The following is a 23849-nucleotide window of genomic DNA, read 5'->3' on the forward strand; positions in this document are numbered from 1 at the left end:
GAGTATTTTCACAAAATAATTATTATTTAAAGGAGTATTTTAAAGTGAAGAAATTTTTAATCCTTCTATTAACTGGGACATTAGTTTTAGGCGCATGCAATAACGATAATTCTTCAGATAAAGAATCTAATAACAAATCAGACCACAAAACAGAAGAAAAATCCAATAATGATTCCCAAAAGAATAATTCAGAAAACGAAACAAGTGCAAATAATAACACCTCTTCAAACAACAAAAACCAAGAAGATAATGTAGAATCAAATGAGCAAACAGCTAACACTAACAATCAAGACAATGGAACTAACAACAATCAAAAAACTAATACTTCTACGGAAAATAGCGCAAATGATATAGGGGAAGTTGCAGCAATTGAACAAGCTAAAGACTTTCCTGGTGGAGATGTAATTGATGTTCAAAACATTGATTGGAATTCATTCCATATAGATAAAGATAGAACTAATAAAAATGAGTATCATGTTAAATATTATTACAATGGAATTTCAACACCTATGCCATTCGAAATAATCATTGATAGAGAAACTGGCGAAAAATTAGGAGCTAATAATCTAGCAAATAAGCAACAAATGGAAGAATACAAAAGTATGTTGGAGAAAAATGAAAAAGAAAGACAACAGAGATTAAAAGAACTAGCAGAAGAAAACAACGTATATGATAAAAATAGAAATAACCAACAAGATACTAAAGAAAATGAACAACAAACTGAAGAAGATAGTAATCAACAGAATTCTAATAACAATCAACAAACTACAGAAAGTAATAACCAACAAAATAGTCACGAAAACGAACAATAAACAGCAGAAGAGGACACTCAAGAAAACACTGAAACTGAAGGTGACGCCCAACAAGGCACCAACAACAATGATCAATCTAAATGATAACTAACTATTTTTAAGGTAGTACGCCTACCCTAATTATCTTTAAGGAGGGATGACAAATGTGGGTGCGTGAAATCACTAAAAATAACTGTACCGCCTACCGCTATATAGAGCGCTATACAGACCCTTTAACTGGTAAGTATAAAACAGTTATCAGTTACACGTAACAAGAACAATGTACGCAGTCAATAAGACGCTCAATTAGAATTAAATAAAATAATTGAGCAACGATTGAAGCATAACAGTACAAAGCAGCTTGAGAACTTAACATTCCATGATGCATGCGATGAATGGTTAGAGCATTACAAGACACATTCAGGCTCAAAACCAACGACTATCAAAGAGAAGACAAGTAATGTTAATACAGTCAAAAATGCTATTGATAGTAAAGTACTTATCAGCAAGATTACGCACACCTACTTACAAGACATCATAAATGAATGGGCTAAATCACATAGTATTGGCCATGTTCAATCTCTTGTTATTGTTATTCGTTCCGTTTTCAAATATGCGTTTAAATACTACGATCTTCATGATATTAGGATTTTAGATAAAATAGATATACCTAAGAAAGCTAAGACAAGAATTGAACTACAAGCTAAATGTAATAACTATTTAGAAAATAGTGAAGTAAAAGAGTTGCTTGAAAGCTTCGACTACCTAATTGAGAATAAAAGCCATGATACACGTAAACGTAACTATGAAATGGTTAAAGCATTAGTAGAGTTTCAAATTAACAATGGTATGCGAATTGGTGAGTTACTTGCAATCAAGACAGACAATGTAAACGTTGAGAATAAAACATTAGAAATTGATGGCACAATTAACTGGGTTACTGATGTAGAAACTGGAGCATTTGGCGTTAAATAAACCACTAAAACAAGTAAGAGTTACAGAACAATCGGACTTACAACTCAAAGTATCAATTTACTTCAAACACTCATGCTAGAAAATAAAAAAGAGAATCAGTGGAGTGATAAATTTATTGATAGAGGTTATATATTTACTAATACTGCTGGTAGCCCTATTGACTTAAATAAGGTGAACAATATAATTAAAGAAGCAACCGATATAAGTTCGATTAACAAACGTGTAACAACGCACACATTACGTCATACACACATATCAACACTTGCGCAATTAGGAATAAACCTAAAAGCAATACAAGATAGAGTTGGCCACAGTGACTACAAAACCACATTAGAGATATACACCCATGTTACAGATCAGATGGCTAAAGATATGATGAATAAACTAGAGGGGATACAAAGTTAAATGGAAAGTTTTTTGAAACCAATGTTAAATACGGACAGTCTAATAAAAAAGCTTACTTCTTTAGGAATCCGTTTTAATATACAAGATCACGAAGATGCTAAACATATTTTAAGTGAGAAAACGTACTATTTTAAATTAGGATACTTTAGAACTAATTTCCCCAAAAAAGATGGTAAATACAATATAGAATTTGCATACCTATCTGAATTAGCTTCTATAGATATGCGATTAAGGTACCTTTTAATTACAATGTGTTTAGATATCGAACACATTGTCAAAACAGAAATTTTAAATGATGTTTCATTAAATCCTAACGAAGATGGCTATACAATAATGAGCGATTTTTATAAAAGCGAAGAGCAAAAAAAGCGCACATTTAGAAATGTTATGGAAAAAGTAAGTATTGAATCTAATGGTAAAACTACAAAGACAAAAGTCCCTAAACCTGAATTCAAAAAATATTATGATAACCCTCCAATATGGGTATGCTTGGAACTAATTAGTTATAATCAATTTAATGAATTTCTACAATTTTATCATTCTCGTATTAACGATGCTAAGTATTTCCTTGCTGTTAGATGCATAGGTAATGTGAGAAAAGTTAGAAATGTAAGTGCTCATAATCAACCATTATTAGTTCATTTAAATGATCCGAAATTAGATAGTACTAATAAACTATTGATTGAAGAGTCAATAAAGCATTTCAATTTAAGTTATTCACAAATGAAGTTATTGCCTGTAAGAAACATTAGCGCTGTATTTTTACTACATAAAAAATATTGTCACAACAACACTATTACTAACTTAAAAGACGAGCTGATATCTTTTAAATCACAGTTAAATGCTCACAGAAACTATTTTACAACAGAAAAATATTTAAATATGACTATTTCGGCTATCAATAAAATAATTGACTCGTATTTGTAATGGTGCTATCATTGTATTTAACAAAGGAACTCATTATTATGTTCCGCAAAGCATACGCTTTGTTCCAGAATCATAAAAAAGCGCTATTCACAATTTAGTGAATAGCCCTTTTTTTATGCCAAAATTTCATAAATCCCCACACTCTGCGAATTTTTTGCGAACTTTTTACAAATAAAAACACAAAAATAACCCCGTAGGTATATGCCTACGGGGTTTTCAGATACAATATCTATTATTGTTCTTCTTTAACATATGGTAATAAAGCCATATGACGAGAACGTTTAATAGCTAATGTCAACATACGTTGATATTTAGCTGAAGTACCTGTTACACGACGTGGTAAAATTTTACCACGTTCTGAGATAAAACGTTTTAATAATTCTGTATCTTTATAGTCGATGTGTGTAATTCCGTTTGCTGTGAAATAACAAACTTTTTTACGACGACGTCCGCCTCTTCTTGGTCCACCTGCCATGGTAACTGCCTCCTTTTAATAGTTTTTTAATTTTATACGTTCATTATAATTAGAATGGTAAATCATCATCACTAATATCAATAGGGCCGTTTGCATTTGCAAATGGGTTATCTGATTGATTATTGTTTGATGAATTATTATTATTGTTATTATTTTGATAAGAAGACGTATTTTGTCCGGATTGTTGTCCACCAAAATTCTGGAAATTATTATTTTCTTCTTGAGCATGACGCTGATTTTGGTTTTTAGGTTCAAGGAATTGAACACTATCACAGACAACTTCAGTTACAAATATACGACGACCTTCTTGGTTTTCGTAGCTACGTGATTGAATGCGACCGTCAACGCCAGCTAGACTACCTTTGAATAAGTAGTTATTTACATTTTCTGCTTGTTTTCTAAAAACAACGCAGTTAATGAAATCAGCTTCGCGTTCCCCTTGCGCATTTGTAAACGTACGATTTACTGCTAGAGTAAAAGTCGCAACACTCACGCCTGAGGGTGTTGTTCTATATTCTGGATCTTTAGTTAAACGACCGACTAAAACAACTCTATTTATCATTTAAACGACCCCCATTTATTATTTTCTTGTCTTATCTTCGTCTTCACGAATTACGATATAACGGATGATATCGTCTGTGATTTTAGCTAAACGTTGGAATTCGTCAGTCGCTTCATTGTCTTCAGTTTGGATACGTACGATGTTGTAGTAACCTTCACTGAAATCATTAATTTCATAAGCTAAACGACGTTTGCCCCAATCTTTAGTTTCTAAAACCTCTGATCCGTGAGAAGCTAAGATACCGTTGAAACGTTCAACGACAGCTTTTTTAGCATCTTCTTCAATGTTCGGACGAACGATGTACATAACTTCATATGTTCTCATTTTATAATTGCACCTCCTTGTGGTCTATGCGGCTCACCATCATTGTGGTAAGCAAGGAATAATTTTCATTACTCACAATCAAGAATTATAGCACAACGCTTTACATTTTACAATGATTATCAGACGTTCAAAATGACATTTTTGCATCATGTTTCATATGAAACATTTTATCAACTCGGCATCTACAGCTCATAAATTCATATAAAGCGTATATAAAAAATTAGATATTATATTTATTTTTAAATAATTATAAATCAATTTAAAAGTTATTCCAGATAAACTTGATAAACCATTTTAATTCTAATAGCATATCATGTACGTTCTTGATTTGTATCATTAAAATCAAAGGACATGTTTACATAATTCAAAATTAATCAAAGGAGATTTATATGACTTCAGTTATTAAAAAAGGATTGCTGTCCATGAGTGTCCTGTTTGCAACTACAATAACATTTAATACTGTACACGCAGCTGAAAATACAGCAAATCAAAAAGGCACAATGGGATATGGTTATCAAAAATATATTGAAAAGCATCCAGAAGAAAAAAATAATGAAACTCAAGAAAGTGCCTTTCGTTCTAATGCCAGTACAACAGCTTCTGGTGAACGTGTCTTAGACATTTCTGAATGGCAAGGTAAACTTTCAGCGCAACAAGTCAAAGATTTAAAAGCAAATTATGATTTCATTATTATTCGTGCACAATATGGTTCTGAAAAAGTCGATGCGGCATTAGAGCATAACTCAAATCTATTAGATAAATATAACTTGGATTTTGGCGTTTACTCTTATAGTATGTATGAAAATCCTGATGATGCTAGATATGAAGCACAAACCTTGTACAATCGTGCGCCTAAAGCTAGTTTTTATATTAATGATTTTGAAGAAAATACTGTGACATCGGGTACCGCTGATGAAAGTACAACTGCCTGGTATGACAAAATGCGCAGCCTTGCTGGAAATAAAAAAATCTTATTTTATTCATATGAGAACTTTATGAAAGAACATGCTTCAGAATCAGTGGGACAATATGATGGTTATTGGCTCGCTAACTATAACCAAGAACAACCAACACAAGAACATGTGTTATGGCAATATACAGATAGCTATGCTTCACCCGAATTAAACCAAAATGTCGATGCCAATTATACGGGACCTGGTGTAGACACATCATGGTTTACATCTTAAGTTTTTCATCTCAGCATTCACAATGCTATTTTGATATGTAAAACTTAGCACAACTAAAGTCATGTCATTTTCACCTCTAACCGATATTCGCATAACCGTATGTATTTATTCATACATCAAGGATTAAGAAGTATATATATTTCAAATTTTAACCTAATGCTAGTTAAATTTATGACAAGCGTATCTATGAATCAAATGAATATTCTAGACTCCCGGCATGCTTACTTTCCAAATTTCTGAAAAAAGCTTACGCGTTACAATTTAAGTAACACGTAAGCTTTTATTTTATACATTAAATCTAAAGTGAACGATGTCTCCATCTTTCATGATATATTCTTTACCTTCTAATCTTTGTTTTCCAGCTTCTTTAGCACCATTTTCACCATTAAATTCTACATAGTCATCATAGCTCGTTACTTCTGCACGAATGAAGCCGCGTTCAAAGTCTGTATGGATAATACCTGCACATTGCGGAGCTGTCATGCCTTTAATGAATGTCCAAGCACGTACTTCTTGTACACCCGCTGTAAAGTATGTTGCCAAACCTAACAAGTCATAAGTTGTGCGAATTAAACGATCTAAACCAGGTTCTTCAATACCTAAATCTTCTAAGAACATTGCTCTATCATCATCATCCAATGTAGCAATTTCTTCTTCAATCTTAGCACTGATGACAATGACTTCTGAACTTTCTTTATCAGCATATTCACGAATAGCTTGAACTTTTTCATTATCTTCATCGCCAATTTCGTCTTCTCCGACATTAGCAATATATAACATTTCTTTAGATGTTAACAATTGTGCTTGATTTACAAATTTTTGATCTTCTTCCGTAAATTCTAAACTTCTTACTGGATTACCTTCTTCTAAAGCTTCTTTAATTCTTGATAAAATGCGAACTTCATTAACCGCATCTTTATCTTTTTGTCTTGCCATTTTTTCTAATTTTGGTAGACGTTTTTCAACTGATTCTAAATCCGCCAATACAAGTTCCATATTGATAACTTCTATATCATCAATAGGATTAACACGACCAGAAACATGTGTCACATTATCATCATCGAATGCACGTACAACTTGGCAAATTGCATCAACTTCACGAATGTGAGATAGGAATTTATTTCCTAACCCTTCACCTTTTGAAGCTCCTTTAACAATCCCTGCAATATCAGTGAATTCAAAAGTTGTTGGGATTGTTTTCTTTGGTTGTACCATATCTGTCAATACATCTAATCTACTATCTGGAACTTCGACAATCCCCACGTTAGGATCAATCGTTGCGAATGGGTAATTCGCTGCGAGCGCACCCGCTTTAGTAATTGCATTGAAAAGTGTTGACTTCCCTACGTTTGGAAGCCCAACGATACCTGCTGTTAGAGCCATTTATTCATTCTCCTTATTTTTCAGTATCTTGATGAGATACTAGTATTTTTTTCAGTTTTTTATTAAATGTTTGTCGCGGAATCATAATGCTTCTTTGACAATTTTCACATTTTATTCGGATATCTGCCCCTACACGAATGATTTTAAAACGATTCGTACCACAGGCGTGTTGCTTTTTCATCTCTACAATGTCATTTAAACCGTAATTTGATGTCATTCTGTCACTCCTCCGAATATTTAAGCATTATTTTGTTGATTAGGATCATATTGTAACATCATCGGCTTAGGTGTTTTAATTTCTTTTTGCTTAAACAATTTCAATATTTCTTTTCTTAATATACGCGCTCCGGAAGCACCTTCGCCCGGAATTGTATCAGCAGATACACTCAATACAATTTCATCTCGACTGATTGAATTGATACCAACAACTTGCGGTGTAGAGATAAACAAATAATAATTTGTTTGTATCGATTGAAAATGGTCTGTTAAGACATTTTCTACTTGATCAATATCTTCCTCTACTGAAACTGGGATTTCGACAATTGCTTCACCATTAGTCACTGAATAATTTGTAATCTCACCCATGCTACCATTTGGTAATGTCGTTAATTCACCTGTAATGGTATTTATTTTTGTTGATCTTAAACCGATGACTTTAACTGTACCTTCTGCAACAGTTGTACCACCATTATTTATTTTAACATAATCTCCTACATCAAATTGATTTTCAAATATAATGAAGAAACCAGTGATAATATCTTTAACAACTGTTTGTGCACCAAAACCAACAGCTAAACCAACAACCCCAGCACTTGCAATAATACCTTCAACACTAATACCAAACTTGCTTAAAATGGTTGTTAACACTATAAACCATACCACATACGATACGATATTTTGAACTAATGATATTAATGTTGCTGAACGTTTTTTATTCGCCTTTTTACCTTTATTTTGTATTTTGAAAAATTGTTCTATTCCTTTATTAATAAAACGCAATACTATCCACGCTACTATGATATAAATTACAATCATAATTAAATTGGAAATTAGCGTTTGATATGTTTCGGGTTTAGTTAAAGGTTCTATTAAGGAATACATGATACTTTTGATTTGATCCAATAATATTTCCTCCCTTAGTCAAAGACTCTTCTTATTCTATTATAATTATTTAAACTGTTAAACACATCCAACTTCCGACTAAATTTTAAATTTATCTGACGAATAAACGTATCATTTGGGGTATTTATCTACTTTTATTTACATAGAAAGCATGCTACAGCTTGTATGATTATAACCAGAAGCTCCCATATTATCATTACTCACTTTATACTATCAATTTTTAAATATAGTTTATATAATTTTTACGTTTAATTAAATTTAAATTATGTAATTTAAAAAAGACAAAAGAAAAAGAACCATAATTTAAAATTATGATTCCTTCACACTCAGTAAGTAATATTACTACAAACGTCTCTTGAAATAAAGCACTTCCTCAGTTTTTAGATATCACTTTCATCAATAATTTTCTTTATTCTACTATTTTTTTCTCAAGATTATTATAAAGTTTAAATATCATGACACGTTCACCTGTTTTAGAACTTAAATCTGTGTGAAATCCTTTGACTGCTTCACCAGTAACTGAAAAAACAATATCGTCAAGTGCCTCTATACCAGATTCTACGAGTTTAGATCTCGTACGTTTAATTGTTAATAATCCTTCATGTGTCTCACAAACTTTATATTCAGCTTGTGTCAACACACCCTGTAAAGTAACAATAATCATATCACGCAAAATATCAGTTTTCACAGACAGTGAGCCACGACCAAGAAAGTCTTTTTCCCATTGTGTAATTGCTTTACTGATTTCAGACTCATAGGTACCTTTTGTTGTTTTCATGTCGAATGCATCTCCCATAGAATCAAAATTAATTGTTGTATTATTTAATAATGCTAACATTATCATTTTTATAAATTTTTCTCCATAGTTATGCGCAATTACCTAGAAAATAATTGGATAAATCATATAAAAGTCATATACTTATTGTTTCCATGAACAAATCTAAACAATGCTGTTTAAGTTAATCAACTGACCAATGTTGCCAACCACCAAATTCATCAATACTTGCCAATTTAACCCAGCCATTGTGTACCTTTTGATAAAAATCCTGATGTTCATTTAATAGCTGTTTAATATAATCATTGGGCGCGTGCACGACAATGAGTAGCCTAATGGGAGAATGATACATTTTATTGTCTGACGACATTACAGATTGCCAAGGTAGACCCGTCAACAAATCACTCGCATTACCTTGCATAACACCTATACCTGCCGTAATTGTCTGTGTTGTTTTACTACCGCTACCATAATAATGGGGTGCGACAGTTGAGGCGTAATACTGTAAATTAATCCATTGTGCCACAGTAGCTGGGCCGCTGATGATATTTGCTAAAAGACTACCATCATTGTCTTGTTGCCAATCATAATTGTGTAAAAATGCTCGTCCTTTTAAGTCACTGTTTTTTGTTAAATCACGTGGACCTATAATAAATGAAGCGTTTTTCGCTAAGCCCCATTCCGGTCTAATCTCACTCCAATCGTTTGATAAACGATGTGCTTCTTTGATTGGATCTTGTCTTGAGATATGATTATCTGGTAATGCTTTCAATCGTTGTGCATTTGCTCGATAAGTAATGCCAGACACTGCAGTTTGAATTTGATTCAAAGCATTTTGCGCAGATTTTGACATTGTTGGTAAGTATATCCAATTTAATTCATCCGTTGATGTTTGGTGTTCTGCTGCCGCAAAGACAGTGTCTTCTGGAATGACAATACCTCTCTCATTTAACGCTGTTCTAACTTCAGCTAAGTTACAAAGCTGAGCTAATACCTTCGCGTTAAACCCGCTCGCTGCACCACCACACGCACCACAGTCCAGTGAAGAAGCATATGGATTGTTCGCACTTTGACTGCCATGCCCACACAGTACGATTAACGGCGCAAAATCTAAAGTCAATCCCATTAAGCGCAATGCTTGTTGCGCATAATCTACTTTTTCTTCATTTGTAAAACCGATTGGTATCCCCTCTTCATTAATATTACGATGCTCTAAAGATAACGCTGTGTCATGTGGTTTTTGTAACCAACTATCATAAAACTTTCGTATCAATTGACCTATTGGTCTCGGCGCGAAACTTCGTGAAAACATTTGAAGCGATAACCAAGGGCCACTTAATTCTGGTAATAGTAGACTCGGCAAAGCATTTTGCTTCATTTTTTTAAATGTATACGTAATCGATTTTAGTATATGTTGATGCTGACGAAAGGTTGTAGGTTCTTGCTCATTTGTGTATTCTTTAATTTTATGTTGTGGCGGGTTCATCACAGGTAAAGACGGGTGACTATGTGATTGACCCAACTCTTCTTTGACAATTGGCAAACCAAAAAATCCCGCAATACCGATTGTTTCAAATGCACCAGCCGCTTCTATTTGACGTCGAAAAGGTTCCGAGCGTACATCTATACAAAATGCCATTTGTACTTGTGGCTTTTGCGTTTCTTGCTCATTATTTTTATGTGCGGTCACGGCATCTTCCAATTGATGCTCATATGTTGCTTCCCAAGCCGTTAATAAAATTTGTCTACGCGCTTGTTTTTCAAATTGTAATGCAAAATCTATATAAGCGTTTTTTTTAGATTTAGATAGTTGTTGCCATTGTTCTGTCGTAAACATACCAATAGTAATCCAATGTTCTGCAAATTCATCGCGTTCATATGCTGTTGGATTCTCTGCTGAATTCACAGGTAAATAAGGTTCAACAATAGCCCATTCTATACCAAGACGAATGGCTAAATAAGACAATAATATTTGATCAGTATTAGACGCTTGTTCATCTTGCCATAGCATCATACCAGCCCATCCAGGTAATGATAGTAAATGATTTTCCAAATATGTTTGATACTGTGCCTCAGCAAGACCCAGCTTTTGTAAAACCATATGAATAAGCGTTTCAGCTTGATTTGGCAATGTTTTCAAGCGTGAACGTTGTTGTTTGCTCAATGCTGGATCATGTTGTACTAAACGTTGCCATGCAAAGAATAAACCCTTTTCTCTATTAGGCATCGTCCATCCTGATTGCGCATCATCTAAATATAATTTGCACCATTTAATAACGTGATAATCTACAATATCTATTAATCGTCTATCATCTTTATCCGTAATATATGTACTTACTAATGGCACACTATTAGTTTCATCGTCTAAACTTATTTTTTCATTATGTTGATTGACTTGTCTTTTATTTTCAGAATGACACGTTACATCTACAATATTAGACAAATCTAGCATCGCTCTAGCATAACTTTCAGCAAATTGTCTATCTATCGAGACTACCGATTGATTTAACCATTCTTGTAAGTTAACTTCAATCATATCTTTATCAATTTCGTCACGCTGATATGCCTGTTCAAACATATACATTGTAGGATAGATATCTACGTCACGGACATTTTTTAACCATTGTGCCACATTTTTAAATTCATATTCCTCTAAATTTGACCAAGGGTTTCTTGCAGCAAACACAGAAATAGGCGATAAAGGAACGATAACTCTACTTGCTTTAGAAATTATTTGATCGATATCGTCGTTGCGCTGATTTTGGTTTGTCATTTCTTTATGCTTTCCCATTTAGTGCCCTCCTTTTGACAAATAAGATTTTAAATAATTAGGATGACGTTCAACTGTTTCAACCTTTGCATCTCCTAAACGAACAATCCACATATACAGAATTGAAAATACGACAGAAGACCGGTGACGTGCTACCCAGGTACTAATTAAACTCCCCAACAATAAAATGACTGCTACGGTAATAACGATAAAAGTAGGTGGTTGTACGCTGTGAATTGTCAGAGTATGTAATGCCCCTGAAAAATAATGATGCACCACAAAATAAACTGCACCTACAACAATGAGTATCGTCATACCTACAACACGGCCAAAGTTGCCTTCACCAAAAGCTACTAACTGTGTCCATGAGACAGATAAAGACCATGCTAAAATAAGACCGCTCACTAGACGATAACTTTCTTCTGGCGCACTCAACCAAAAACCGAACCCAATCAAGAACGCTAAAATACGACCACTGATTATCCATACATATGACATTCTTTCATTTGCACGACTCGGTACACTAAAATGACGCACTGCCGATCCAGAGCGTAAGAATAAAGTCGCTTTGAATAACCCATGTAAAACCAAGTGAATGATTGCAGGAATATAAGCACCTAATGCACATTGAATTAACATAAAGCCCATTTGGCCTATCGTAGAACCCACCAATAATCTTTTATAATCCACATGCACTAAACTAATGCCTGCACCAAGTAATACGGAGACACTAGCAAAAATTAATAAAATTACAGATGCAATGTCGCCACTAAAAATGCCTGAAAATCTGGTTAACATAATACCACCTGCATTAACGATACCAGCATGCATAATCGCAGAAACTGGTGTAGGTGCTGCTACAGATTCGATTAACCAACGTTGAAAGGGCCATTGTGCCGCTGGAATCATAACAGCTAGTACAATGAGTAAATTAATACCAAATTGTGCCAAACCATTAATCATGGATAGATGTGCTTCATTTAAAGCTACAGAATAGTGCCATTCACCGGTAGATAATCCAATCCACAAAACAGCACTTACTAACGCAACCCAACTCAACAAGAATAATCTACCTGTTACCTTCGCTGCTTCACGTGTAACTTTCCAGGCACTTGTTAAACTGATCAAAATCGTAAGTCCTAATAATGTACATCCCCAACTGATTACCATAATTCTCATATCCGCAGTTAACCAAGCAAATGATGCGAAGGTAGTCGTAAAAGTAAATAAAGTGAAATATTTTTTATAGCTTTTATCACCAGCTAAATAACGAATACAATAGCGTTGGATGATCACACCAATGATGAGGACAAAACCAACCATGAGCCAAGATAATACGTCAGACCGCCATATACCTATCTCTATATTTTTCTGTGACAATATAAGACCTAAGCTAGCCACAATTGCCGGTAATGCTACGATATAAATATGTATTCGTGCATATTTAGGCGATATTTTTTTTATTAAGAAAAAGAGACTACTTAAAATTGAAATAATTAGCGTTAAAAATAATAATGTTATAAAAATATGCGCGTCAATCACGATTATCACCTTACCTTCTGTACTACGACATTTAAATTTATAATAGTAACAAAACACTTAATTTAAAATTATATTTCCCACGAAAAAAGCCGACAATTAATAATAAATCGATACTGACTTATTATCATTGTCGGCTTCATTACAACGCACATATGGTGAGTGTTTTGCTTTGCTACCTATTATATATTCATTTATTTTCAAATATGTTGATTTTACATTTTATACGTTAAGACGTACAATCTCTTATTTCTACTACTATTTATTCACTTTTTCAATTTGCCAATACACACTGATTAACAACTTGCTAAAGCTTTAATTACATAGAAAACATAGAAAAGTATGCCTAAATTTTTAACTTTTAATATTATCAAGATATAACGATTATTCGTGTTTGTCAAGATAGACAGTATGTTAAGCTTTGTTCATTATAGCTCTTTATATTTAAATGCTTGCTTAGAAGCAATAAATGAAAGCGCCATAACGATTAAGCCAATTATAGCAAAAATGCCACCATACCATAGGTTTTTAGTCATTTCTCCCATAAAATTATCTGTATTTGATAATATGGCCATACCTACAAAATAATAAACAAAGAATAAAATAACTACGATAATGGATACAATCATAAATATGACATTTGATTTTTCTGCACCCATTTTAAAAGTAAACGGAAAAATAAGTGAATACAACGCGATAAATCCTGTACCAAGTAACGCTGAATTCACTCCACTTACAATACTACTCGCAACAATTGCATTAATCACAAGTGACACCACCATACCTGTTAATGCTAATAAGCTATAAAATGCAAAATGACTACTCACGTAAGTGTTTCTGCTATAGGGTAATGTAGAAACAAAATACATCCACTTTGAGTCTTTTTCATTTTTTAAATTATCTGTAGCAGGTGAAACTAAAAATATCATAGGCATGAAACTAGCCATTAATGGATTTGTAAAAGAGAAAAATAAACAAATTGGAATACTTAACAATAAATATGTATATATTGATTTTTGGTTTGTAAAATAATAACTCAGTAAGTAACCCTTCATGCTAATTCTCCTCTCATTAATATTTTTGTGGCATCATCAATATTTTTTAATGGCTGCGCTAGCTCTACATCTTTATTTTGATTTACAAGTGCTTTTCCTGTTCCTTTATGTAGGCGATAAGCAACAACATTACTGTGATTAACATCAAATTCCCCTTCTTCAAACGAAACAATGCCATAATCATTTAATAATGTATCTTTGTGCTCTTGTAATAAAATACGCCCATTTTTCATAAATATTAGCTTATCTGCAAGGGTTTCTATATCTTCCGAAATATGTGATGAAATTAAAATACCATTACCTTCATCAACAAAATCTTCTAATATTTCCAGCACTTCTTCACGGCCTGAAACATCCATTCCTGCTGTGGCTTCGTCAAGGATTAAAAGTTTACTATCGTGAGACAGTGCAATGGATATTGAAATTTTCATACTCATACCACGAGAGAAAGTCTTAATTTGACGTTCTTTTGGTAATTCAAAATTCTCCAACATTTCAAAAAAATGTTGTTCATCCCATGTGCGATAAATATTAGAAAACACTTTACTAATTTGTTTTGCGTTAAGTTTATTAGGCAATCGAAGATCATCAAATACAACACCTAGATGTTCTTTATAAGCATAGTCATCGCGAGAAATCTGTGTATCAAAAAATTGAATATCCCCAGCATCTGCAAAGCGATTTCCCACTAATGTATTAATCAACGTAGATTTACCAGAACCGTTTTTCCCAATAAGTCCTACCACTGTATTGGGTTCGATGGTTAGATTAATTTGATTTAAATTAAAATCTGAATCAACGTAAGTTTTATTTAAATTTTGTACATTGAGCAAATATTCCATGATAACCCCCCGTATTTCATTTTTTGATAAAATCTCAAACTTTCACATTAAATCACTTTCTAAATTAACATAATACACCTCGCTATAATACACAATACATTTTTAAAAAATATTTATTATTAATTAAATATATATCTAAAAAACAATAACTAAAGCCATTCACCGTTAATTGTATTTAAAATGGCCACATCGTTCCATCCAACAAAGATAATTGAGGTTGAATGGGATAAAAGGCTGAGACAATTCTTTTGCCCCAGCCTATTACATGTCATATTTATACATGAACTATAATGTTTACGCTTTTCTAGCCAACTTGAATAGCATGAACTGACGAAACTTTTTAATAAAAGACAATGTCTCTTTTTACATCTTTTTAAAATATTACTTAATAATATCAATAAGTTCTTTCTTAGCTGCTGAACGTGCCGGAATCCAACCAAATACGATACCAATTAATGTAGAAACACCTACAGCAATGAGTACTGAGCTTAGACTAACCGCACTCTTGATATAATCTGGTGTTACTGCATCTACCAGGCTTGCGACAAGTATACCTATGATTAGACCAATGATACCGCCAATCACACATAGTACAACACTTTCTACTAAAAACTGGATTTCAATATTTCGCGCTTTTGCACCAAATGCACGACGAATGGCAATTTCCTCTGTACGCTCTGTCACTGAAATATACATCACGTTCATAACACCGATACCAGCGATAAATAATGAAATACCTGCAACAGCAGCCACAAAGTAAGTAATACCATCAAATACTTTATTAATATTTTTCATGAATTCTTCCATATCTGTGTAACTATAGTTACCATCACCTGCGCCTGAACCTTTTTTATTTAATTCTTTAGCGACTTTGTCTGCGACTTCTTTCTTGTCAGCACCATCTGCTAATGATAATTGGAGTGACGGAAAATCTTGCGTTAATTGTCCCATATATCTATCAAATGTATTTGCAGGCATATTAACAGCTGATGTATTCATAGGATCGTTTACAATGCCTACAACTTCGAACCCTTGATCATCAATATATAATGTTTTACCTATCGCATCGTTATTGAATACATCTTTGGCAATTTTGTCATCGACTGTAACGACTTTTTTGTTCAGTTCATTATCGTCTTCATTAAAGCCTTTACCTTTTTCTGGGCTAGTCATTTCTTTTTTCTTTAAAATACTGACGTCGCCTTTTTTCTGGGCATTCGTCATTTTTGCAGAATAACCCTGATCGTCACTTTCTTTGATTTTGGCATCTGTAACACCATTTACTTGTTTAGCAATATCTAAATCTTGCTGGCTAAAAGGATTATCTTTCGCACCTTCACCACTACTCGTCATATAGTTAACCGTAGCAGAATCTTTGCCTGCACCTGTATCTTCAAATTGTTCTGATGCCGTTTGTTTAAACCCATTACCTAGAGACATAATCGTAATGACCGCAGCTATACCAATGATGATACCAATCATAGTGAAAATATTACGACGCTTATTCTTTAAAATGGATTTGAATGAAATGGCGATGATATTCGATAAATTCTTCATTCAACCACCTCTTCTCTTTGGACACGACCATCTAGTATATGAATAATACGATCTGCCTTATCTGCTACTTTGCGATCATGTGTTACGAGAATCATCGTTGTGCGATGCTCTTTATTTAATTTCATAAATAAATTGATAATATCTTCAGACGTCTTAGAATCAAGTGCCCCTGTAGGTTCGTCAGCAATGATAAATTTCGGGTTATTGATGATCGCACGTGCTATGGCTACACGCTGTTGTTGCCCACCTGATAATTTGTTAGGTACTAAATTTTCTTTATCATATAGTCCCACATCGTGTAATGTATTGATTACTTTTTCTTTACGTGCTTGCGACCCTAATCCTGCATAAACTAACGGAATACTCACATTTTCCAATATCGTATTGTTTTGAATTAATTTAAAGTTCTGGAAAACGAAGCCTACTGTTTTATTTCTAATTTCTGCCAATTCATTATCCGAACTTTTTTTATAATTCTCATTATTAAACAAATAATCGCCTTCATAGCCTCGGTCAATAAACCCTAATATGTTAATGAGTGTACTTTTACCAGAACCCGAAGGCCCCATGATCGCTATGAATTCTCCTTCTTTAATGTTGATATTGATATCTTTCAAAATGTGATTTTCTTCATCGCCGTTTTTGAAATGTCTATTGATATCTACAAGTTCTATCATGATGACACCTCAACTTTGTCTCCATCATTCATAGATTTTTTAGGGTTTTTAATTAATTTGTCACCTTTTTTCAGACCCTCTTTTACAAAAATTTCACCGTTTACTTTATCAATTTTAATATCACGTTTTTCAACTTTATTGTCTTTACCTAATACAAAAACATTATTGTCTTTAGTTAATACTGATTTTGGTAACTTAATGGCATCTAATGGCACTTCAACTTCCATGGAATAGCCTGCACGTACAGGAATATCAATATCACTAATTACAATTGTATATTTCGATGAATCTGAATCACTCTCGCTGCTAGGATCAGAAACTGGATTAGAAGCTTGAGCACCGCCGTCTTCCTCACTACCTGAGCCAGCTGCTGCTCCGCCTCCAGATTTACTTAAACTTTCTTCGTAACTTTTTGGCAACTCTGAGATTTTCTTGATTTCGCCTTTACCTTTTTTACCAGTACTTGTTACTTTAACATCTACTTTGTCGCCTTCCTTAATCTTTCCCAGATCAAATTCAGTCACAGTTGCTTTAATTTGTGGTTCATCTGCAACAAGTTGTAGAACAGGCTCTCCATCAGAAACGTTCTCTCTATTTTTAATATCAATTTTACCGTCAAAAGCAGCATAAATACTGTCGTTCACTTGACGATCATATTGGTTAAGCTGTTGTTGTGCTTCCGCTCTCTCATTTTCATCTTTTGCATTGTCCACTTTATCAACTAATTGTTGGCGTTTATTATTATTAATTTCATAATTGATGAGTGGGTCACCTTGTTTAACTGATTGACCATCATCAACTTGTGTACTTACATACGTTCCCAATTGACTGTTGTTATTATATGTTTTAACTGATTTAGGTGAAGCTTTACCTTCTAAATTGAGTGGACTTTCTTTCTCCACTTTATATGTATCATAACCATCTTTCTTGTCTGAGCTACTATTCGCTTGCTTTAAAATTAATGCAATTGCAATTAATACGATAACGACAATAACACCGATAATCCACATCCACTTTTTCTTCAATATTAAAACACTCCTTTAAATTATTATTCATTTTAGATACTATTATAATCACACAACAAAAAATATAATGCATAACATTATTTTATATACAATATTTTTCGGTAAATATATACCTAACAATATTGTAATATTAACAATAGTAATCAAAAAGATTTTATTTTTTAAATTTTATTTAAAGTTTTTCTTAAAAGTGTTTTAAAATATTGTAGGTAATGTTATGCTTTGGAAAATAATATATATAGGGAGCAAGGGATTCATGGAAAATTCTAACTTACCATTCGCTCAACATTTTTCAAAATTACGTGAACAACCTAAATGGGGACTCAAACTAATCATTGCAATAGTCGTTATTGCACTCTCAACTGCTGTAGGTGCTATGTCAATTGATTACAATGAAATTTATCAAGATGCAGGTACAAGCGCTCAAGATATGGGTAATATGCAAAAAATTGGCTTAATTACTGGCATCGTTGGTGGTACAATTGGTAGCATTATTGGTATTGGTATTACATTTTTAATCTTTTTAGTTATTTCTAAAATTATGAAATCTGATGCAACTGCAAAACCTATCTTTTCTGCAACATTAAGTTTTACTATCATTACTGGCATCGTTGGTTTAATTATTATATTAATCCAATGGATTGCTGGTTTATCGCCTACAGATTATAATATTGCAAACTTAAATGTCTTTGATAAAGGCAACCAAGTGTTAGGCGCATTTAACTTACAAACACTAATCAGCGCATATGTATTTGGCATTATGCTCTTTGCAACGAATCGTTTGTCTAAAAAAGCTTCAATTATTTGGGCAATTGCATACATCGTTGTATCAGTTGGATTTGCCCTAATCGGAGCAAGTTTCCAATAATACATATATTTACTAAAAAACATGGAACACTGCCGTTCCATGTTTTTATTTTGATATAAAATTACTCACACACAAAACAAGCGCCCATCATACGGACAATAATGATGATGGGCGCTTGTTTTCAAATGAATCAACATTGATTTATAAATATTTTTCTTTTTCCGCTTCTCTCAATTCAATGCGTCTAATCTTACCTGAATTTGTTTTAGGTAAATCTTCTACAAATTCAATCGCTCTTGGATATTTATAAGGTGCTACATCTTGTTTAACAAAATTTTGTAATTCTTTAACAATAGTTTCATCACCTGAAACATCATCTTGCAAGATGACAAACGCTTTGACGATATTCCCTCTAATTTCATGTGGACTCGCTACGACTGCACATTCTTTTACATATGGGTGTTTCGTCAGTGAATCTTCTACTTCAAATGGTCCTATGGTATAGCCAGAACTTATGATGATATCATCTCTTCTACCTTCAAACCAAAAGTAACCATCTTCATCCATTTTTGCTAAATCTCCAGTAATAAAGTAGTCACCAACTTGTGGATCTGCAGTACGTGCTTCATCTTTATAATAGCCTTTAAATAATGCAGGTAAGTCTAACGGCACTGCAATATTTCCTACTTCATTGGGTTGTGCAGGATTACCATCTTCATCGATTACTGTTACATAACTACCTGGAATAGCTTTACCCATTGATCCAGGACGTCCTTTTGTATCCTTTAAGAAACCGATTAACAACGTACTTTCTGTCTGACCATAGCCATCTCTAACCGTTAAGTCAAAGTTTTGTTGAAATTTATTAACAACTTCTTTATTTAATGGTTCTCCAGCAGATACAGCACTATGTAAATGTGACAAATTATATTTTGTTAAATCAGGAGATTTTGCCATTAAACGATATTCTGTTGGCGTACAGCAAAGCACATTGATTTGATACGTTTCTAATAATTCAAGGTACTTCTCAGCATTAAATTTACCGTTATAAACAAATGCTGTTGCGCCTGAACTCATAATTGATAAAAATGGACTCCATACCCATTTTTGCCAACCTGGTGCTGCTGTTGCCCATACGATGTCATCTTCATTTATACTTAGCCAATGTTTGGGAGCCATCTGTAAATGCGCATATCCCCAACCATGAGAGTGGACAACTGCTTTTGGATTACCTGTTGTTCCTGAAGTATACGATAATAAAGCAATATCTTCTCTTGAAGTTGCTTCTGTATCCAGCGTATCTGAGGCATCAGTTTGCGCGTCTTCAACGTTAATCCACTTATCTTCTTTGCTGCCAATTAAAAATTTAAGTAATGAGTCATATTCTTTAACACCTTTGAACTCTTCGATGCTATCACCTGTGGCTACAACTGCCTTAATTTCACCATGTGTTATACGATATTGTAAGTCTTTAGTACGCAACATTTCAGAACTAGGCACAATAATCATACCTAATTTCCATGCGGCTAAATATATTTCATATGTCTCAATCGCACGTGGCATCATGATTAATAACTTATCACCTTTTTTCAAACCATATTTTAAAAACATATGGCCAACTTTGTTTGCATTTTTTATTAGTTGGTTATACGTTATATCCCGTTCTTTACCAGTTTGATCATTAAAAATAATCGCCTTTTTTGACGGATTATTTGCATATTTTTCAATTTCGCTCACGATGTTATATGTTTCTGGAGCAATTAAATCTGCTTTATTCATTGGTTACTCTCCTTATTTCGGTGATTAATTTTACAATATACAGAACAATATCAAGTTGTATTTTGATTATTCAGAAAATAGCATTGCATTCACATTCGTTTTTGTTATGAACTACATCTTAACACATACTTGATTAGTTCATATATTTATATCATTTTATCATTATAACAAATGATACTTTAATATACTTGGTACAAGCATTTTTATATTGTGTTTTAGCTTTAGTATCTGTGGTATAAAATTTATAGTAAATAATATATGAGGTGGTATTCATAATATGAATTTCAAGGATTGGGAAAATGAAAAAAATACGCTACATTTATTGTCACAGATTCTAGGTAAATATAAATTAGAAGCAAGTTATCAAGAACCTCAATGGTCACACGTGACGCTAAATATAGATGTGCAGGGCTTTTCAACTGGTATGTTAAGCTATGGAACACATACATTTGCGTTAAGTGTTAACCTGATACAACACCATATTGAAATCGTCATTGACCAACATATACATGATATTACCTTGAAAAATGGAAGAACTATACAATATTATTATAATGAAATTGAAAAACTGTTAAATCAATCAGATATTCATTTAAAAGTTAACACTTTGCCACAAGAAGTACCAAATCCGATACCGTTTGAAAATGACGTAGAACATCATCATTACGATGATGAAATTGCAAAAGAGGCATTAGCATTGATGAAATTTGCTTACCATGCTGAAGCAAAGTTTATTAATGGCTTGAGAGTGAGAAAATCTAAACCTGGCCTATTTTGGGGAACATTTGATATTTCTTGTATTATCGTCAAAGATAAACCAGCACCATTTGAAAATGATAGCATGGTTATTGAACGTGCAGCTTTTGATGAAGAAATGATTGAATTTGGCTTTTGGTTTGGTGATGACCAATTTGAAGGACCAACATTCTTTGTCTTACCGTATCCTTTTGCAGATCAACCTTTTGATACTGACCATCGATTTCCTAAAGATTGTTATTTTGATCAACAATTAATGGAATACCTAATCGAATATCAACAACATCATGATATCGATACAATAACTCAATTTTTCAAAGCGTCTTATTTAAAATTCGCGGATTTTCTAAATTGGGATAACGTCGATTATGCTTTTTCTCCTCTAAAAATGAGACCAAACCATTTAAATAGTACACTTTAATTTATAAATCTATGACTGCAGTCATTTTAATTATATCGAGGGTATGAGACACCTATCATGTCTCACCCTCATTTATATTTTCATACAACCTTTAGACGCATAACAGAACTAAATTGCTATATACTCAACCTAAGAAACTCCTTTCATGACAATATTTCAAACTTCTCACAGATAAATTTTAAAAAATAAGTTCAACTTTTAGATTTACAACGTTTAGAGTGATATAATATTTAGATGTGTAATTTGTTAAGAAAGAAGTGAGTACATTGACAGAAACTGGAAATTTCCATGGTGAAAAAAGAATACCTCTGTTTATCGTTCTATTATCAGGGGCTTTTATAACTATTTTAAACCAAACTTTACTTGGAACAGCTTTACCTCCAATAATGAAAGATCTCCAAGTGTCAGAAAGTACAGTACAATGGTTACAATCTATATTTATGTTAGTAAACGGGATTATGATTCCTGTAACTGCATTTTTAATTGAACGCTTTACGTCGAGGCAGTTATTCTTAACTGCAATGAGTATTTTTGCAGCAGGTACGCTACTTTGTGCCGTCGGTATTGATTTTTCAATGCTATTAATCGGACGTGTCTTACAAGCAGCAGGCGCAGGTATAATGATGCCGCTAATGCAAACAATACTATTTTTAACTTTCCCTAAAGAAAAACGCGGTACTGCAATGGGTCTATTTGGACTTGTTATCGCATTTGCTCCAGCTATCGGACCTACTTTATCAGGTATATTAGTCGAACACCTATCATGGAGAAGTGTCTTCTATGTTGTATTCCCTATCGCGATTATTATCATCATTGCTTCTATATTCCTATTGAAGAACGTTACAGAAACAACACATCCAAAATTAGATATTGCTTCAGTTATCTTATCTACATTAGGATTTGGTGGCTTGCTATATAGTTTCAGTTCTGTTGGTGAAGCAGGTTGGACTAGCGTACAATTTATTGCACCGCTTGTTGTTGGTATCGTTTCACTCGTTATATTTATCCGTCGTCAATTAAACTTAAAAGAACCTATGCTTGAGTTCAGAGTATTTAATTACAGTATTTATACGTTAGGTACGATACTAAGTATGTTTGTATTTGGTGTACTTATTGCAACAAATATTATCTTGCCACTTTATATGCAAAACATGCTACAATATTCAGCCTTAAAATCTGGGTTAGTATTATTACCAGGTGCAATTATTATGGGTATGATGAACCCAATAACTGGTTATTTATTCGATAAATTCGGTGGTAAATGGCTCGCTCGAATTGGCTTATTCGTCCTAGTCGTTTCAACGTTACCATTTACAATGTTAACGGAGCATACAACATTTACGTATCTCGCTACTTCTAATGCATTGAGAATGGTTTCGATCGCCATGGTTATGATGCCTATGACAACATTAGCAATTAACCAACTGCCAAATGATTTAATTGCACATGGTACTGCTATGAACAATACATTCAGACAAATGGCAGGCGCTATTGGTACTGCAGTCTTTATTACTATAATGTCAGTTTCAGCAATACCTCAAGATGGTATTACTGGTATTATTCATGGTGTTAACGTAACGTTTATCATTGCTACAGTTATATCAGCAATTGGGTTACTATTATCATTTAAACTTTCGGACGATAGTAAACCAAAACGTCGCACCTTATAAACACACATAAATAACAATTAATGT

Annotated in this window: 21 protein-coding genes and 1 pseudogene; 7 read left to right on the forward strand and 15 right to left on the reverse strand. The window is 33.3% G+C overall.

Going from position 1 to position 23849, the window contains the following annotated elements; genetic code table 11:
- Window positions 1-44 precede the first annotated feature (44 nt).
- The 3 genes and pseudogenes from CD032_RS02755 (at window position 45) to CD032_RS02765 (ending at window position 3098) form a co-directional block, all read left to right on the forward strand.
- A complete protein-coding gene (locus CD032_RS02755; protein ID WP_019469849.1) occupies window positions 45-812 on the forward strand; it encodes a hypothetical protein in 768 nt (255 codons plus the stop codon).
- A gap of 143 nt (window positions 813-955) precedes the next feature.
- Window positions 956-2171, forward strand: a pseudogene (locus CD032_RS02760) (tyrosine-type recombinase/integrase).
- Window positions 2172-3098, forward strand: coding sequence for an Abi family protein (locus CD032_RS02765; RefSeq protein WP_019469845.1), 927 nt, complete (start codon window positions 2172-2174; stop codon window positions 3096-3098).
- A gap of 232 nt (window positions 3099-3330) precedes the next feature.
- Here CD032_RS02765 and rpsR read toward each other — a convergent pair whose 3' ends face one another.
- From rpsR to rpsF, 3 genes are read right to left on the reverse strand one after another with little or no spacing between them, the layout of a single operon-like run.
- Window positions 3331-3573 carry a 30S ribosomal protein S18 gene (rpsR, locus tag CD032_RS02770; RefSeq protein WP_002484306.1) on the reverse strand — a complete coding sequence of 81 codons (243 nt, stop codon included), beginning with the start codon at window positions 3571-3573 and terminating at the stop codon, window positions 3331-3333.
- A 49-nt stretch (window positions 3574-3622) separates the two neighbouring features.
- Window positions 3623-4135: a single-stranded DNA-binding protein gene (gene ssb / locus CD032_RS02775; protein WP_019469844.1), complete on the reverse strand. Its 513-nt coding sequence runs from the start codon at window positions 4133-4135 to the stop codon at window positions 3623-3625.
- Between the two features lie 18 nt (window positions 4136-4153).
- Window positions 4154-4459, reverse strand: coding sequence for a 30S ribosomal protein S6 (rpsF, locus tag CD032_RS02780; RefSeq protein WP_019469843.1), 306 nt, complete (start codon window positions 4457-4459; stop codon window positions 4154-4156).
- Window positions 4460-4848: 389 nt separating this feature from the next.
- Here rpsF and CD032_RS02785 point away from each other — a divergent pair, with 389 nt between their 5' ends.
- A complete protein-coding gene (locus CD032_RS02785; RefSeq protein ID WP_019469842.1) occupies window positions 4849-5646 on the forward strand; it encodes a GH25 family lysozyme in 798 nt (265 codons plus the stop codon).
- A gap of 285 nt (window positions 5647-5931) precedes the next feature.
- On the opposite strand, the gene ychF is transcribed toward CD032_RS02785, so the two are convergent.
- The 11 genes from ychF to CD032_RS02840 form a co-directional block, all read right to left on the reverse strand.
- Window positions 5932-7029 (reverse strand): redox-regulated ATPase YchF, encoded by a 1098-nt coding sequence (gene ychF, locus CD032_RS02790; protein ID WP_019469841.1) that lies wholly within the window; start codon window positions 7027-7029, stop codon window positions 5932-5934.
- Window positions 7030-7042: 13 nt separating this feature from the next.
- Window positions 7043-7246, reverse strand: coding sequence for a DUF951 domain-containing protein (locus CD032_RS02795; RefSeq protein ID WP_019469840.1), 204 nt, complete (start codon window positions 7244-7246; stop codon window positions 7043-7045).
- A gap of 20 nt (window positions 7247-7266) precedes the next feature.
- The gene (locus tag CD032_RS02800) at window positions 7267-8151 is read right to left on the reverse strand and encodes a mechanosensitive ion channel family protein (RefSeq protein WP_019469839.1); all 885 of its coding nucleotides are present in this window, start codon (window positions 8149-8151) and stop codon (window positions 7267-7269) included.
- 409 nt (window positions 8152-8560) lie between these two features.
- Window positions 8561-8929 carry a Na-translocating system protein MpsC family protein gene (locus tag CD032_RS02805; protein WP_026034821.1) on the reverse strand — a complete coding sequence of 123 codons (369 nt, stop codon included), beginning with the start codon at window positions 8927-8929 and terminating at the stop codon, window positions 8561-8563.
- A gap of 181 nt (window positions 8930-9110) precedes the next feature.
- On the reverse strand, window positions 9111-11717 hold the full coding sequence (locus CD032_RS02810; protein WP_019469837.1) for a DUF2309 domain-containing protein: 2607 nt from the start codon (window positions 11715-11717) through the stop codon (window positions 9111-9113).
- Window positions 11718-13247 (reverse strand): NADH dehydrogenase subunit 5, encoded by a 1530-nt coding sequence (locus tag CD032_RS02815; RefSeq protein WP_040030359.1) that lies wholly within the window; start codon window positions 13245-13247, stop codon window positions 11718-11720. It lies immediately after the preceding gene.
- 416 nt (window positions 13248-13663) lie between these two features.
- Window positions 13664-14290, reverse strand: coding sequence for an ABC-2 transporter permease (locus tag CD032_RS02820; RefSeq protein ID WP_040030360.1), 627 nt, complete (start codon window positions 14288-14290; stop codon window positions 13664-13666).
- On the reverse strand, window positions 14287-15132 hold the full coding sequence (locus CD032_RS02825) for an ABC transporter ATP-binding protein (protein WP_019469834.1): 846 nt from the start codon (window positions 15130-15132) through the stop codon (window positions 14287-14289). Before CD032_RS02825 ends, CD032_RS02820 begins: the two co-directional genes overlap by 4 nt.
- Window positions 15133-15513: 381 nt before the next feature.
- Window positions 15514-16689, reverse strand: coding sequence for an ABC transporter permease (locus tag CD032_RS02830; protein WP_103211155.1), 1176 nt, complete (start codon window positions 16687-16689; stop codon window positions 15514-15516).
- A complete protein-coding gene (locus CD032_RS02835; protein WP_040030361.1) occupies window positions 16686-17366 on the reverse strand; it encodes an ABC transporter ATP-binding protein in 681 nt (226 codons plus the stop codon). The genes CD032_RS02830 and CD032_RS02835 overlap by 4 nt, the downstream gene beginning before the upstream one ends.
- Window positions 17363-18391, reverse strand: coding sequence for an efflux RND transporter periplasmic adaptor subunit (locus CD032_RS02840; protein ID WP_040030362.1), 1029 nt, complete (start codon window positions 18389-18391; stop codon window positions 17363-17365). Before CD032_RS02840 ends, CD032_RS02835 begins: the two co-directional genes overlap by 4 nt.
- Before the next feature lie 256 nt (window positions 18392-18647).
- Here CD032_RS02840 and CD032_RS02845 point away from each other — a divergent pair, with 256 nt between their 5' ends.
- Window positions 18648-19259, forward strand: a complete 612-nt coding sequence (locus CD032_RS02845; protein ID WP_103211156.1) for a YIP1 family protein — start codon at window positions 18648-18650, stop codon at window positions 19257-19259.
- Window positions 19260-19400: 141 nt separating this feature from the next.
- On the opposite strand, the gene mbcS is transcribed toward CD032_RS02845, so the two are convergent.
- Window positions 19401-20978, reverse strand: coding sequence for an acyl-CoA synthetase MbcS (gene mbcS / locus CD032_RS02850; protein WP_103211157.1), 1578 nt, complete (start codon window positions 20976-20978; stop codon window positions 19401-19403).
- A 277-nt stretch (window positions 20979-21255) separates the two neighbouring features.
- On the opposite strand from mbcS, the gene CD032_RS02855 reads away from it, so the two are divergent.
- Both CD032_RS02855 and CD032_RS02860 read left to right on the forward strand, forming a co-directional pair.
- Window positions 21256-22155 (forward strand): DUF5996 family protein, encoded by a 900-nt coding sequence (locus CD032_RS02855; protein ID WP_019469828.1) that lies wholly within the window; start codon window positions 21256-21258, stop codon window positions 22153-22155.
- 266 nt (window positions 22156-22421) lie between these two features.
- A complete protein-coding gene (locus tag CD032_RS02860) occupies window positions 22422-23825 on the forward strand; it encodes an MDR family MFS transporter (protein WP_071562331.1) in 1404 nt (467 codons plus the stop codon).
- Window positions 23826-23849 lie beyond the last annotated feature (24 nt).

The organism is Staphylococcus cohnii subsp. cohnii (assembly GCF_002902365.1).
GTDB lineage: Bacteria > Bacillota > Bacilli > Staphylococcales > Staphylococcaceae > Staphylococcus > Staphylococcus cohnii.

What these genes read in the sequence shown, in the direction of transcription:
- rpsF (WP_019469843.1), bottom strand. Translation starts at nt 4,459, where the DNA reads ATGAGAACATATGAAGTTATGTACATCGTTCGTCCGAACATTGAAGAA.
- mbcS (WP_103211157.1), bottom strand. Translation starts at nt 20,978, where the DNA reads ATGAATAAAGCAGATTTAATTGCTCCAGAAACATATAACATCGTGAGC.
- CD032_RS02810 (WP_019469837.1), bottom strand. Translation starts at nt 11,717, where the DNA reads ATGGGAAAGCATAAAGAAATGACAAACCAAAATCAGCGCAACGACGAT.
- CD032_RS02785 (WP_019469842.1), top strand. Translation starts at nt 4,849, where the DNA reads ATGACTTCAGTTATTAAAAAAGGATTGCTGTCCATGAGTGTCCTGTTT.
- CD032_RS02855 (WP_019469828.1), top strand. Translation starts at nt 21,256, where the DNA reads ATGAATTTCAAGGATTGGGAAAATGAAAAAAATACGCTACATTTATTG.
- CD032_RS02845 (WP_103211156.1), top strand. Translation starts at nt 18,648, where the DNA reads ATGGAAAATTCTAACTTACCATTCGCTCAACATTTTTCAAAATTACGT.
- ychF (WP_019469841.1), bottom strand. Translation starts at nt 7,029, where the DNA reads ATGGCTCTAACAGCAGGTATCGTTGGGCTTCCAAACGTAGGGAAGTCA.
- CD032_RS02820 (WP_040030360.1), bottom strand. Translation starts at nt 14,290, where the DNA reads ATGAAGGGTTACTTACTGAGTTATTATTTTACAAACCAAAAATCAATA.
- ssb (WP_019469844.1), bottom strand. Translation starts at nt 4,135, where the DNA reads ATGATAAATAGAGTTGTTTTAGTCGGTCGTTTAACTAAAGATCCAGAA.
- CD032_RS02825 (WP_019469834.1), bottom strand. Translation starts at nt 15,132, where the DNA reads ATGGAATATTTGCTCAATGTACAAAATTTAAATAAAACTTACGTTGAT.
- CD032_RS02765 (WP_019469845.1), top strand. Translation starts at nt 2,172, where the DNA reads ATGGAAAGTTTTTTGAAACCAATGTTAAATACGGACAGTCTAATAAAA.
- CD032_RS02805 (WP_026034821.1), bottom strand. Translation starts at nt 8,929, where the DNA reads ATGAAAACAACAAAAGGTACCTATGAGTCTGAAATCAGTAAAGCAATT.
- CD032_RS02795 (WP_019469840.1), bottom strand. Translation starts at nt 7,246, where the DNA reads ATGACATCAAATTACGGTTTAAATGACATTGTAGAGATGAAAAAGCAA.
- CD032_RS02830 (WP_103211155.1), bottom strand. Translation starts at nt 16,689, where the DNA reads ATGAAGAATTTATCGAATATCATCGCCATTTCATTCAAATCCATTTTA.
- CD032_RS02835 (WP_040030361.1), bottom strand. Translation starts at nt 17,366, where the DNA reads ATGATAGAACTTGTAGATATCAATAGACATTTCAAAAACGGCGATGAA.
- rpsR (WP_002484306.1), bottom strand. Translation starts at nt 3,573, where the DNA reads ATGGCAGGTGGACCAAGAAGAGGCGGACGTCGTCGTAAAAAAGTTTGT.